5 protein-coding genes, 13 tRNA genes and 3 rRNA genes are annotated in these 13884 nt (G+C 31.1%); 4 read left to right on the top strand and 17 right to left on the bottom strand.

The features are described 5' to 3' along the window. Window positions 1-41: 41 nt before the first annotated feature. From Q2306_RS00450 to Q2306_RS00370, 17 genes are all read right to left on the bottom strand, one after another. Window positions 42-117: transfer RNA gene (locus tag Q2306_RS00450), tRNA-Phe, on the bottom strand. A 20-nt stretch (window positions 118-137) separates the two neighbouring features. Continuing rightward, a tRNA-Asp gene (locus Q2306_RS00445) sits at window positions 138-213 on the bottom strand. Window positions 214-265: 52 nt separating this feature from the next. After that, window positions 266-342: transfer RNA gene (locus Q2306_RS00440), tRNA-Met, on the bottom strand. A gap of 48 nt (window positions 343-390) precedes the next feature. Further along, window positions 391-479 (bottom strand) — tRNA-Ser (locus Q2306_RS00435). Between the two features lie 21 nt (window positions 480-500). Further along, window positions 501-578: transfer RNA gene (locus Q2306_RS00430), tRNA-Ile, on the bottom strand. A gap of 3 nt (window positions 579-581) precedes the next feature. Next, window positions 582-659 (bottom strand) — tRNA-Met (locus tag Q2306_RS00425). Window positions 660-777: 118 nt separating this feature from the next. Next, window positions 778-853: transfer RNA gene (locus Q2306_RS00420), tRNA-Ala, on the bottom strand. 8 nt (window positions 854-861) lie between these two features. Then, a tRNA-Leu gene (locus tag Q2306_RS00415) sits at window positions 862-947 on the bottom strand. A gap of 42 nt (window positions 948-989) precedes the next feature. Next, window positions 990-1065: transfer RNA gene (locus Q2306_RS00410), tRNA-Lys, on the bottom strand. Between the two features lie 8 nt (window positions 1066-1073). Beyond that, window positions 1074-1149 (bottom strand) — tRNA-Thr (locus Q2306_RS00405). Window positions 1150-1180: 31 nt separating this feature from the next. Further along, window positions 1181-1256, bottom strand: a tRNA-Val gene (locus Q2306_RS00400). A gap of 7 nt (window positions 1257-1263) precedes the next feature. Next, window positions 1264-1378: ribosomal RNA gene (rrf, locus tag Q2306_RS00395) — 5S ribosomal RNA — on the bottom strand. A gap of 44 nt (window positions 1379-1422) precedes the next feature. Then, window positions 1423-4287: ribosomal RNA gene (locus tag Q2306_RS00390) — 23S ribosomal RNA — on the bottom strand. A gap of 75 nt (window positions 4288-4362) precedes the next feature. Next, window positions 4363-4439 (bottom strand) — tRNA-Ile (locus tag Q2306_RS00385). An 80-nt stretch (window positions 4440-4519) separates the two neighbouring features. Next, window positions 4520-6053: ribosomal RNA gene (locus Q2306_RS00380) — 16S ribosomal RNA — on the bottom strand. Together the 16S, 23S and 5S rRNA genes with 13 tRNA genes alongside form the textbook arrangement of a ribosomal RNA operon. A gap of 89 nt (window positions 6054-6142) precedes the next feature. Beyond that, a tRNA-Tyr gene (locus Q2306_RS00375) sits at window positions 6143-6228 on the bottom strand. A 242-nt stretch (window positions 6229-6470) separates the two neighbouring features. Then, a complete protein-coding gene (locus Q2306_RS00370) occupies window positions 6471-7646 on the bottom strand; it encodes a hypothetical protein (RefSeq protein ID WP_323847785.1) in 1176 nt (391 codons plus the stop codon). A 980-nt stretch (window positions 7647-8626) separates the two neighbouring features. Here Q2306_RS00370 and Q2306_RS00365 point away from each other — a divergent pair. The 4 genes from Q2306_RS00365 (at window position 8627) to Q2306_RS00350 (ending at window position 13884) form a co-directional block, all read left to right on the top strand. Next, complete coding sequence (locus tag Q2306_RS00365) at window positions 8627-9139, top strand: hypothetical protein (RefSeq protein ID WP_323847784.1); 513 nt, start codon at window positions 8627-8629, stop codon at window positions 9137-9139. Between the two features lie 826 nt (window positions 9140-9965). Further along, window positions 9966-10241, top strand: coding sequence for a co-chaperone GroES (locus tag Q2306_RS00360; RefSeq protein WP_323847783.1), 276 nt, complete (start codon window positions 9966-9968; stop codon window positions 10239-10241). A 77-nt stretch (window positions 10242-10318) separates the two neighbouring features. Further along, window positions 10319-11935 carry a chaperonin GroEL gene (gene groL, locus Q2306_RS00355; protein ID WP_323847782.1) on the top strand — a complete coding sequence of 539 codons (1617 nt, stop codon included), beginning with the start codon at window positions 10319-10321 and terminating at the stop codon, window positions 11933-11935. Between the two features lie 281 nt (window positions 11936-12216). Then, window positions 12217-13884, top strand: a complete 1668-nt coding sequence (locus tag Q2306_RS00350) for an ABC transporter ATP-binding protein (RefSeq protein WP_323847781.1) — start codon at window positions 12217-12219, stop codon at window positions 13882-13884.

Raw genomic sequence — 13884 nt, 5'->3', positions numbered from 1 at the left:
TTAAAAAAATTTAACTTTAAACATAAAAATTTTAATACTAATGGTGGCTCCGGGCAGAATCGAACTGCCGACACGAGGCTCTTCAAGCCACTGCTCTACCGACTGAGCTACAGAGCCTTTATTTATATACAATAAAATGGCGGTCCGGACGGGATTCGAACCCGCGATCTCCTGCGTGACAGGCAAGCATGTTAACCACTACACCACCAGACCTTTTTTAATTTTTTTATTCTTTTTTATATTATTAATATATTATTAATTGTTTTGGTTGCGGGAGAAGGATTTGAACCTCCGACCTTCGGATTATGAGCCCGACGAGCTACCAATCTGCTCTATCCCGCGATCATTTATATAACTTATAAAAAAATATAAAATTCATTTTAACAAACTTGGCGGAGAAAGAGGGATTCGAACCCCCGCGTCCTTACAGACCTTCCAGTTTTCAAGACTGGCCCCTTAAACCACTTGGGTATTTCTCCGACAATCTCTGAAAATAATAATGGTGGACCTGGTAGGATTCGAACCTACGACCAACCGGTTATGAGCCGGTAGCTCTGGGCCAACTGAGCTACAGGTCCAACTGGTGGCGGCAGAGGGATTTGAACCCTCGACCTCACGGGTATGAACCGAACGCTCTAGACCAACTGAGCTACACCGCCTTTAGTTTGTTATGTTGGTTTTTTTGTATTTTTTTATTATTGTTACTCTTTTTATATTATAAACTTTTATATTATAAATTATCTAAATTTTATTATTTATTACTATAATATTTTAAAATGGTGGAGTTTAGCGGATTCGAACCGCTGACATCCTGTGTGCAAGACAGGTGCTCTACCAACTGAGCTAAAACCCCTTTTAAAATGGTACCTAGAGCCGGACTTGAACCGGCACGGCTTTTAACCATGGGATTTTAAGTCCCACGTGTCTACCAATTCCACCATCCAGGCAATTTTAAAAATTATTTTATTTTATAAAAATTAATTAAAAAATGGTGTCCCGTAAAGGACTCGAACCTTTGACACCTTGATTAAAAGTCAAGTGCTCTACCAACTGAGCTAACGGGACATTAATGATGGTGCCAAAAACAGGAATCGAACCCGTAACCTACTGATTACAAGTCAGTTGCTCTACCAATTGAGCTATTTTGGCCTTTTCATTGTTATTGTTGTTGTTAAGATATTGGTAGAGGATGAGGGACTTGAACCCCCGACATTCTGCTTGTAAGGCAGACGCTCTCCCAACTGAGCTAATCCTCTAAAGTTGACCTTGGCTAATCCTATTTTTGCTTTTGTAAACAAAAACTATCGTCAGGTTAAAAGGACTTAACTACTGTATTCGGAATGGGAACAGGTGTTTCCCCTTTTATAAATAACCAAGGATCTTTCAAAACTAGATAAATATAACTTTTTTAATTCTTTTATAAAATCAAAGTCAATGGATCTATTAGTATCAGTCAGCTTAAAAGATCACTCTTCTTACACCTCTGACCTATCAACCTGATAGTCTTTCAGGGATCTCATAGGGAAATCTCATCTTAAAGGAGGCTTCACACTTAGATGCTTTCAGTGTTTATCCTTTCCATACATAGCTACTCAGCTGTGGTCCTGGCGAACCAACTGAAACACCAGAGGTACATCCATCCCGGTCTTCTCATACTAGGGACAGCTCTTTTCAAATTTCCAACGCCCACGACGGATAGAGACCGAACTGTCTCACGACGTTCTGAACCCAGCTCGCGTTCCGCTTTAATGGGCGAACAGCCCAACCCTTGGAACCTTCTCCAGCTCCAGGATGCGATGAGCCGACATCGAGGTGCCAAACCGCTTCGTCGCTGTGAACGCTCGGAAGCGATAAGCCTGTTATCCCCAGGGTAGCTTTTATCCGTTGAGTTACGACCCTTCCATACGGTATCGTAAGATCACTAAGTCCGACTTTCGTCTCTGCTCGACTTGTAGGTCTCGCAGTCAAGCTCCCTTATGCCTTTACGCTCTCTAAATGATTTCCGACCATTTTGAGGGAACCTTATGAACGCCTCCGTTACTCTTTAGGAGGCGACCGCCCCAGTCAAACTGCCCACCAAACACTGTCCCTCGTAATACACTTACGCAGGTTAGAACATAAAAAATCAAAGGGTGGTATCCCAAAGGTGACTCCCTCTAAACTGGCGTCTAAAGTTCTCCGTCTCCCACCTATGCTGTACATCGATTTCTCAAATTCAATATTAAGCTACAGTAAAGCTCCATGGGGTCTTTTCGTCCTGTCGCGGGTAATCGGCATTTTCACCGATAATTTGATTTCACCGAGACTCTTGTTGAGACAGCGCCCAAATCGTTATGCCTTTCGTGCGGGTCGGAATTTACCCGACAAGGAATTTCGCTACCTTAGGACCGTTATAGTTACGGCCGCCGTTCACTGGGACTTCAATTCAATGCTTTGGTTTAACCCGAACATCCCCTCTTAATCTTCCAGCACCGGGCAGGCATCAGCCCCTATACATCACCTTACGGTTTAGCAGAGACCTATGTTTTTGATAAACAGTCGCTTGGGCTTCTTTTCTGTGACTTTTACTTTTTACGCAAAAGTTCTCCTTATCCCTAAGTTACGGAGCAATTTTGCCGAGTTCCTTAACAAGAGTTTTCTCGCGCGTCTTAGTATACTCTACCATCCCACCTGTGTCGGTTTACGGTACAGGTAAAAAAACAATTAACCCTAGAAGCTTTTCTTGAAAGTATGACTTCGGTCATCTTACCTTCGAATCTCATTTTTTGGAATAAGAAAACGGATTTACCTGTCTTCTCAAACTCGATCCTTCAACCCTAATCCATATAAAGGGCATGCCTAGCCTGCTTTGTCCCTCCATCAGTTGTTTTTTTAGTGCAGGAATTTTCGCCTGCTTGCCATCGACTACGTATTTCTACCTCGCCTTAGGACCTGACTAACCCAGGGCGGACGAACCTGCCCCTGGAAACCTTGGGTTTTCGACGGATAGGATTCTCGCCTATCTTTTCGTTACTTACACCGGCATTCTCACTTCTGATTTCTCCACCACTGCTTCCGCTATGGCTTCACTGACATCAGAACGCTTCCCCTACCATATCTAACATTAAAGTTAGTATCCGTAGCTTCGGTATAATGTTTGAGCCCCGATAAATTTTCGGTGCGAAGTCATTAGACTAGTGAGCTATTACGCACTCTTTAAAAGATGGCTGCTTCTAAGCCAACTTCCTAGCTGTTTTAACGTCTCCACTTCCTTTTCCACTTAACATTAATTTGGGGACCTTAGCTGACGGTCTGGGCTCTTTCCCTTTTGACCATGGACCTTATCACCCACAGTCTGACTGCTGATTATTTTTCATGACATTCGGAGTTTAATTGAGTTCAGTACCCCGAGATGAAGCCATCACTCATTTAGTGCTCTACCTTCATGAAAATTTTAAAATCAACGCTAGCCCTAAAGCTATTTCGGGGAGAACCAGCTATCTCTGAGTTCGATTGGAATTTCACCCCTAGCCACAAGTCATCCAAATACTTTTCAACGTATCCTGGTTCGGTCCTCCATGTGAGATTAATCACACTTCAACCTGCTCATGGCTAGCTCACTTCAGTTTCGGGTCTATGACATACAACTAAACGCCCTTTTAAGACTCGCTTTCGCTATGGCTCCGTTCCTTCAAACTTAACCTTGCTCTATATCATAACTCGCCGGTTCATTCTGCAAAAGGCAAGCCATCACTCCTTAACGAGCTCTGACTAATTGTAGGCATACAGTTTCAGGATCTATTTCACTCCCCTCCCGGGGTTCTTTTCACCTTTCCCTCACGGTACTAGTTCACTATCGGTCACTAAGAAGTATTTAGCCTTGGGAGATGGTCCTCCCGTCTTCCAACCAGATTTCTCGTGTCTTGCCGTACTTTATAGGATACTCTAGATAAAAAACTTTCCCTTACAGGACTATCACCTTCTATGGTGTTTCTTTCCAAAAACTTCAAGTTGTTTTTTATTTTGTAACTAGTAATTAGTATCCAAGGCTGTTCCATGTTCGCTCGTCGCTACTGACGGAATCGTTATTACTTTCTTTTCCTGCAGTTACTTAGATATTTCAGTTCACTGCGTTCCCTTTTTGATAATTAAATCAAAAAACTACAAGTTTATTGTAGTAGGTTGCCCCATTCGGAAACCCATGGATCTCCATTTATTTACAACTCCCCATGGTGTATCGCCGTTAATTGCGTCCTTCATCGGCTCTTAGTGCCAAGGCATCCACTGTACGCCCTTACTTTCTTCAATTTTATTAAGAATTATAGAGTTATATTTATCTACTTTTCAAAGAACTTTCTTTTAAGCAGGACCTGTTTTTAATCATGGTGGGCCTAAATGGACTTGAACCACCGACCTCACGCTTATCAGGCGTGTGCTCTAACCAACTGAGCTATAGGCCCTTTGGCGCTTAAAAAAAGAAAAACTTAACAATTTAAGTCTTTCAAAACTGAAGATGATGATTTTTATTTATTATCCTTAGAAAGGAGGTGATCCATCCCCACCTTCCGGTAGGGATACCTTGTTACGACTTAACCCCAATCATCAACCCTACCTTAGACAGCTCCCTCTTCTTTCGAAGTTAAGCCACTGCTTTCGAGTATTGCTAACTTTCGTGGTTTGACGGGCGGTGTGTACAAACCCCGAGAACGTATTCACCGCGACATGCTGATTCGCGATTACTAGCGATTCCAACTTCATGAAGTCGAGTTACAGACTTCAATCCGAACTGAGACTGCTTTTTTGAGATTTGCTAAAAACTCGCGCTTCAGCTGCTCTTTGTAACAGCCATTGTATCACGTTTGTAGCCCAGATCATAAGGGGCATGATGATTTGACGTAATCCTCACCTTCCTCCAATTTTTAATTGGCAGTCTCGCTAAAGTCCCCACCATTACGTGCTGGCAATTAACGACAAGGGTTGCGTTCGTTTTAGGACTTAACCTAACATCTCACGACACGAACTGACGACAACCATGCACCACCTGTGTCCCTGATAACCTCCACTATATTTCTATAGCTTTGCAGAGCATGTCAAGACCTGGTAAGATTTTTCGTGTATCTTCGAATTAAACAACATGATCCACCGCTTGTGCGGAGTCCCGTCAATTCCTTTAAGTTTCATACTTGCGTACGTACTACTCAGGCGGAGTACTTAATGTGTTAACTTCAGTACCGAGTTTTATCCCGACACTTAGTACTCATCGTTTACGGCGTGGACTACCAGGGTATCTAATCCTGTTTGCTACCCACGCTTTCGTGCCTCAGCGTCAGTCAAGACCCAGCAAGCCGCCTACGCTTCTGGTGTTCCTCCATATATTTACACATTTTACCGCTACACATGGAATTCCGCTTGCCTCTATCTGACTCTAGTCAAGGTAGTTTCTATAACAAGACAGCGTTAAGCACTGAAATTAAATTATAGACTTTCCTAACCGCCTACGCACCCTTTACGCCCAATAATTCCGGATAACGCTCGCCCCCTATGTCTTACCGCGGCTGCTGGCACATAGTTAGCCGGGGCTTATTCATTGAATAACGTCAAGATAATTTTTCCATTATTTTTTCTTCTTCAATAAAAGAACTTTACATACCGAAATACTTCATCATTCACGCGGCGTTGCTCGGTCAGAGTTTCCTCCATTGCCGAAAATTCCCTACTGCTGCCTCCCGTAGGAGTTTGGGCCGTGTCTCAGTCCCAATGTGGCTGTTCAACCTCTCAGTCCAGCTACACATCATCGTCTTGGTAGGCCATTACCCTACCAACTAACTAATGTGGCGCAAGCCCATCTTTAAGCATACCTTCGAAGAAGGTCTTTTAAAAACAAAAAGATGCCTTTCTGTTTCCTATCCAGTCTTAGCAACCGTTTCCAGTTGTTATCCTCGTCTTAAAGGTAGGTTACTTACGTGTTACTCACCCGTTCGCCACTAAAACCTTTTGAGGGGTTTCCGTTCGACTTGCATGTATTAGGCACGCCGCCAGCGTTCATCCTGAGCCAGGATCAAACTCTTCGTTTTATTTTTAATTTCATATTAAATGAAATTAAAATGTTTAATTAAAATTTTTTATAAAATATCATCTTCAGTTTTCAAAGAAATAAATTTAATGGTGGAGAGGGATGGATTCGAACCATCGTACCTATTACGGAGCAGTTTTACAGACTGATGCGTTTAGCCACTTCGCTACCCCTCCAAACATAAAAATTAAAAATAAGCATTTCTACCTACATAAAAAAACTACAATTAATTTTAACATAATTTATAATTAAAATAAATATTTTTTGAAAAAAATTTAAATATTTATTTTAATTATAAAAATATATAATTATTTTAATTATAAAAATATATAATTTAGTTTCAAAAGAATAATAAATAAAAAAATCGAATAATCTATATTTAAATTATTCGATTTATCAAATATTTTATAACAAAATTTTATTCTAATTTTTTATTCTTTTGATTATATACATAATAACCTATACAAGCTAATGTTGCTATAACTAAAGCAATTCCCAAAGAAATCAACCATGTTGCATTACTTCTTTTATCTTTGTTATCTTCTTTAACTTGTTTAGTAACATCTTCAGCATCTGAATCTGTTTTAGGTTCTGAATCTTTTTTAAGTTCTGTCGACGGTTTTAATTCGTCTACTTTACCAGAGTTTTCGAATGAAGTTGAAGTTTCAACTTGTATCCATTTTAAGTTTGCCAATTGACCTTTAATTAAAGAATTATTTAAAGAATTATTGATTGAAAGATTAAATTTTCCTTGTTTATGTTCAGAATCATCTGTTATTTCTGGATTAATACCATCAATTATAATGTCAGTATCTTTCAATAATGTTAAATCTTTTGGTATTTTGCTTTTTACATATTGACGCACATTGTCTTCAAACACTTTTTTGTTTAATTTTGTTTTGCCTTGAGGCAAACTAACTTTTAACTCATCTAAAGGATTTATGAAATTAGCCAAATCAAAATAATAACTGTAAGTAAAATCTACTTCACCTTCATAAACTGAAGGATCAATTCCATCTGTTTTAGCTTGAACTTTAAATTGTCCTTTTTTCAAATCAGCATTTTTCAAAGACGAAATTAACTTTTGTCTAAAATATTCTTTTTTGCTCGAATCTTGTTGCGGATTTTTTTCTAATATTTTATTTAAAAGATCCTCAGATAAAAAATCTTTTTTATTTTTTGAAGATAACTTTATTTCGCCTAACTTTTGATTAGCAAATACTTCGGATAATTTCGTTTTTTTAAAAACAAAACTAACTTCTACTGCTTTTCCCGTGTCTTTTTTATAATAAGTATTACCATCTGCAACACTAATATCGGCTTTTTTATTATCATCTTTTATACTTACAAGCAGTTTATCTATTTTCAAATTTTTATTTTTATCTTCCAATACGTCTAAAATCTGATCTTCTGGTCTTTTATTAATTTCTCTAGTTATTTCTCCTAATGATTTAACTGTAATATCTGGAGCTAATTCTTTTTCTGTGATAGCACTTATTAAAGCAATATTATTAAAAAATAAAATCATAAAAACAAAAAATAAAAATATAGAAATTTTAACATTCATTTTTTTATTTGTTTGTTTCATTTTCATTAAGTCTCTATAACTCTTTCCATCTTATATTTATAAATTTAATTTAAATAATTTAATTAACTTCAAAAAAATATGAAAATCGTATAAATATTTTAATATATATTAATACATATTCATTTTACAATAAAAAAAATTAAAAAAATTAAAAAATATTTTTTATTACAAATATTTAATAAAAAAGCTATATAATACAAAATTTAAATCATTTATTATTTTTAAATAAATAATTTAAGTTCAATTTATTTAAACATAATAGTTACTTGTCTGAATATAAGTAAAATATTTATAATTTATAAATAAAATATGTTTTACTAATTTTGAAGCGTTCTAAAGCTTTAGACACTTTTTATTTTTTAAACATTTAATATAGAAAAATAAAAAAAATAATCAATCACTTTCCTTCTTTTTAAAATCAAAAAAATAGCTTTTAGCTAAATTGAATTATTTATCACTACTTCATATATTTTCAACATCTAAGATAAATAATTTTTTTAAATACTTAATCTTCTAAAAAGGTGTCTTTATCATATTATTTTTCTAAATAAAAGTGATATAATATATAAAAAAAATTAAATTTTAGTTACAGTATTTTTAAATTTTTTTATCTAGTATTATATATATGAACAAATAAAATATTAAAAAAATATTTTTTTAGTTTAAAAAGATATGAAATTATAAACTTAATTTTAAATCTTAAAAAATAATTTGAAAGATTTTAAAGATAAAAGTTGTATTAAAAATAAAGGAATAGAATAGTTTTTTAAATTTAATTATACGAAACAAAAAATTCATTTCAAATCTTAAAAAAATATTATAATTATTTTATATTTTTGATTATCAAAAACATTTATATTGAATTTTTTAATTTCTTTCGATATAAATCAAAAATTGAAATTAATAAGAAAGTATGGCTCCATCAAAATATGTTTTTTAGTTTAATTTATATATTAAATAGAATAAAAAAGACGATTATTATAATAATGTTGTATATTATTGTCAACAACAAAATATTATTAGCTTATTCTGATACTAATGATAAAGAATATACTATTACTGTTTCTCTTCAAAATAATCTCAATATTAATAAAAAAAGAAGCAATAATTGTATATTATCTCAAAAAACATTCTACCCTAATGGAAAATTAAAAAAAATAATTGAATATTATTATAATAGTAATCAAATACATTTTATACGTAAATATGATAAAAAAGGAATTATGAATGAAGGCGTTGTATATGATTCAAAAGGCAATTTGATAAATCAAACCAAACCATTTCCTGATGAAGGTTTAATACAAGAAGTGTGCTTTGATATAGATAACAATTATATAACCCAAGTATTTGAATATACTTCGTTAGGTAAAATATTGAAACATATTACTTATGTTTATAGTTCTAAAAATAAAAGTAATAAAATAAATCGAATAAAAGAGTATAACGATAAAGAAAAGTTAACACATAAATATTCTTTTAAAAAGAACAAAATTAAATAAAATTTTTAATATATATAAAAAAATAATTCCAATATTGTAGACTTCTCAATAAAATCATCGTTAAATGATCACATTAAAGTCTATTTATTCAAAGTAATATACTAATAGATTAAGTAGCTCTATTTATTTGGGTATTTTAAAAATAGAGTATTTAAAATCATATATTCTATAACTAATAAATGTCTTATATAATATCTTTTTTTTAATATCTCAAAAAAATAAACATATTTCAAACAAAGGAACATGACTTCAAAAAGTCTTTAACAAACATATATATATATTTTACATAGTCTAAAAAACATTAAAAAAACATTAATTTAAAGTTCCAATTTTCATTTTAATGATGTCAGCGCCGTACCAAAATAGTGATGAAATCACATTTTCATACTACCAATAAGTAATTTATTAAACTACTGTATCTTTGAATGCTGCATCTTTTTCATCCGTATTTATTCCTCTAATTAAAAAAAATATTTTATCAAACTAATTATGTTTAGGAGATTTTGATAATCAATTATCAAAATATACTTGCCTAAGCACTAAGCATTTCTTACAAATTTAATAGTTCTTATAAAAGCTTTTCTATGCACAACAACATCTTACATTTTAATTTTATACCTGTTTATTATTAGTGCTGCAAGTTCATATAAAATTATTTTTTTAAAGTTTATTAGTTATTTTTTTAAACAAATTAATGTATAATATATTAGTATATTTATGTATTCATTGAATATTTTAATTTCAAATATAGATCTAAAAAAATACATAAATTTTTATTTAAAATTTATTATAATACATTGATTTTTTGAATAATATTTAGAAAGGAATGATTATTTTGATTAAACCTTTAAATGATTATGTTGTATTAACATATAAAAAAGAAGACAATAAAAGCCAAAGTGGTATTATTTTAAGATTAGATGATCAAAAAACAGAACAAAATTGCACTGGCATTGTTTTAAGTTGTGGACCTGAAGTATCTAAAGAAATAAAACCTAATGTTGAAGTGGTTTATAAAAGTTATTCAGGTACTAAAATTACAATTAAAGATAAAGATTATTTGATCTTAAAAAACGAAGAAATAATTGCGTTATTAATTTAAATAAGAAATAATTGCGTTATTAATTTAAATAAATAAAAAATATTACAAAAATTCTAGAAAAAAGGAGATTGTTTAAAATGGCAGATAAATTAGTTCTTTTTGACAAAGAATCTAGAAAAGAAATTTTAAAGGGCGTTGATGCTTTAGCAAATGTTGTTAAACTTACTTTAGGGCCTAAAGGTAATAATGTTGCTTTAGAAAAAAATCATGGTTTACCTTTAATTGTTAATGATGGAGTTACAATCGCTAAAGAAATAGAATTATCAGAACCTTTTCAAAATATGGGAGCTCAATTAGTTCGCGAAGCAGCAACAAAAACTAATGATAATGCAGGAGACGGTACAACAACAGCAATTGTTTTAGCCCAAAGCATGATTCAAAAAGGTTTTAGTTTTGTCAATTCTGGTTTTAAATCTACTTTAATTAAAAAAGGGATTCTTCAAGCTTCGAACAAAGTAATAGAAAATATTTTAAAAAAATCTAAACCAATTTCTACACAAGAAGAAATAGCTAATATTGCTACAATTTCTTCTGGAAGCGAAGAAATAGGAAAAATTATAGTTTCTGCTATGGATAAAGTTACTGAAAAAGGTGTTATAACTATAGGAGAATCTAAAGGATTAGAAACAGAATTAGAAGTTGTTGAAGGGATGCAATATGATAAAGGTTATTTATCCAGCATTTTTGTTAATAATTTAGCTAATATGTCTGTTGAATTAGATCAAGCATTAATTTTAATTACTGATCATAAAATTAATAATATTAATGAAATTAGTAATTTATTAGAAATGGTTAAAGATAAATCAAATCCTTTGTTAATTATTGCTAATTCATTTGATAATGACGTAATTAATATTTTAGCATTAAATAAATTTCATGGAGCTTTAAATATTGCTATTACCGAAGCGCCAGGTTTTGGTGATAATCAAAAAGAATTATTAAAAGACATTGCTGTTTTAACTCAAGCTAATTTTATCTCAAAAGATTTAAATATTAAATTACAAAATGTTAAAATCGAAGATTTAGGAAAAATTAAAAAAGCAATTATTAAACAAGATAATACTGTTTTGATAGGAGCTTCTAAAAGCCCTGATTTAGCAAAAAGAATTCAAGAAATCGAAAGTCATATTTCACATACAGCTAATGATCATGAATTAACAAATTTAAAATCTCGTTTAGCTAAATTATCAGGAGGAGTTGCAGTTATTAAAGTAGGTGCCGCGACAGAAACAGAATTAAAAGAACAAAAATTAAGAATCGAAGATGCTTTAAACGCTACTCAAGCAGCTGTAACAGAAGGTATTTTAGCTGGTGGTGGTAAAACTTTAATAGAAATTTATAAAGAATTAAAAGAAACATTAACAAGCTCAATACCAGATATTCAAAAAGGGATTAATGTTGTTTTAGATAGTTTAATAATTCCTACTTATCAAATTGCTGAAAATGCAGGTTTCGACGGAGATTCAATTATAAAAGAACAATTAAAACAAAAAGAAGGTTTTGGATTTAACGCTAATACAGGTGAGCATGTTGATTTATTTAAAACAGGAATCGTTGATCCTACTAAAGTAACAAAACAAGCTATTTTAAATTCAGCTTCTATCGCTTCCATGTTGGTAACTACTGGAGCTGCTGTTGCTTCTGTGAAAGAAAAAAAAGGATTACCTACATTTACAGATAATAATTCTTTTTAAGAAATTTTTTAACACAAATTTAAGATAAAATTTACAAAAGTATAATAGTTTTCTTTCCAACATTATTGCATTGGAAAGAAAATTTTTTTATTATTTTTTATTAGGTTGCAAAAATAATAAAAAAATGTTAAAATATTTAATAAATATTGATAAAATATAATTTTTTAGTTTATCTAAAATTTGGATTTATTTTCAATATCTTAAAAAGAAAGTATTTTTTACTAATAAATCATATGAAATTAATTTCGAAATACATTTTTAAATACAAAACGCTTCTTTCATTGAATATTTTTTCTTTTTTATTAATTATTTGCGGAGAGCTATCTATACCCTATCTTGTAGGAACAAAAATCGTTAAACATACCGATGATGCAAAGTTTATAACTATTTTTTTACTTTTATGTTTGATGGTTTTTTTTATTATTTGCGGTAATTTAATTGTTAATTTTTGTATTTCTAAAGTAGCATCTTTAATTTTTAAAGATTTAAGTACTGATTTATTTAAAAAAATACAAACTTTTTCTTTTATAGAAATGCAACAATTAGGTGTTTCAGCAATAGTTAGTAGAATCACTTATAATGTTTATCAAATAATTAATTTTGTTATTACTTTTTATAAAACTTTTATTGTTACCCCTATCGTTGTAGTTTCGTGTTTCATTATTATTAATAATATAAACCCTACATTAGGGTACGGAATTATATTTATAGTTCCTTGTTTTGTAATTCTTTTAGTTTTAATTATTAAAAAAAATTACCTTTTATCAATACAGCAACATACAAAATTAGAAGAAATGAATTATAAAATTAGGGCTTCTATAACAGGAGTTAAAATAATTAGAAGTTTAAACCAAGAAAAAAATGAAGAAAAAAATTTCGAAAAAACAAATTCGCATTTTAAAAACTTAGCAATTAAATTATTTACTTCAGTTCTTTCTATTGAACCATTTTTTTACTTATTATTAAATATTTCTATTCTTATTACTCTTAAAATTGGTTCTGTTATTATTTTTAAAAACAAAACTCAAATGGGCGATTTATATATTTGTATTATTTATAACGTTCTTATTTTAAATGCAATTTTAAATTTTTTATTATTATTCATGATGTTTCCTAAAACTTTGATTGCTTTAGAAAAAATTCAATATTTATTTAATATTAAACCTTCTGTAACAAATTATTTAATTCAACCTGAAAAATTACAAACTATTAACACATTAGAATTTAAAAATGTTTATTATCAATATCCTAATAATAATCATTTAGTTTTAGAAAATATTAATTTACAATTAAATAAATCAGAGGTAGTTGCTTTTGTAGGAAAAACAGGTTCTGGAAAAACTACTTTAATGAATTTAATTCCTCGTTTAATCGATCCTATTAAAGGAGTTATAGAGATTAACGGCATAGATATTAAAAATTATGAAGTTCACAATTTAAGAAGTAAAATTGGTTTTGTATCTCAACAAAATATTTTATTCAAAGGCACTATTTATAGTAATTTATTATTTGGTAAAGAAAATGCTGATGCTGATGAAATGTTAGAAAAAGCTAAAATAGCTCAATCTTACCAGTTCATCCAAAATAAAAATGCTAAGTTAGAAGAACCAGTAAGTGAATTAGGTTTAAATTTATCTGGTGGTCAAAAACAAAGACTTTCCATTACAAGGGTTTTACTAAAACAACCGGATGTTTATATTTTTGATGATTCTTTTTCCGCTTTAGATTATGAAACAGATTTAGCTATTAGAAAAGTTTTTTTTGAAAAAAACAAAACAGCTATTGTATTGATAGTAGCGCAAAGATTAAATTCTATTTTGAATGCTGATAAAATTGTTGTTTTAGATGAAGGTAAAATAGTAAGCATTGGAAAGCATAAAGAATTAATAATAACATGCCCTGTATATCAAAATATTGCTTCATCCCAAAAAATAAAAGAGGTTTTATAA

Origin of the sequence: Phytoplasma sp. (genome assembly GCF_035187685.1) — a bacterium.
Lineage (GTDB): Bacteria > Bacillota_I > Bacilli_A > Acholeplasmatales > Acholeplasmataceae > Phytoplasma.
The sequence above is the reverse complement of the archived record's forward strand: the minus strand, read 5'-3'. Positions and strand labels throughout refer to the sequence as shown.

What these genes read in the sequence shown, in the direction of transcription:
- Q2306_RS00360 (WP_323847783.1), top strand. Translation starts at nt 9,966, where the DNA reads ATGATTATTTTGATTAAACCTTTAAATGATTATGTTGTATTAACATAT.
- groL (WP_323847782.1), top strand. Translation starts at nt 10,319, where the DNA reads ATGGCAGATAAATTAGTTCTTTTTGACAAAGAATCTAGAAAAGAAATT.
- Q2306_RS00370 (WP_323847785.1), bottom strand. Translation starts at nt 7,646, where the DNA reads ATGAAAATGAAACAAACAAATAAAAAAATGAATGTTAAAATTTCTATA.
- Q2306_RS00365 (WP_323847784.1), top strand. Translation starts at nt 8,627, where the DNA reads ATGTTGTATATTATTGTCAACAACAAAATATTATTAGCTTATTCTGAT.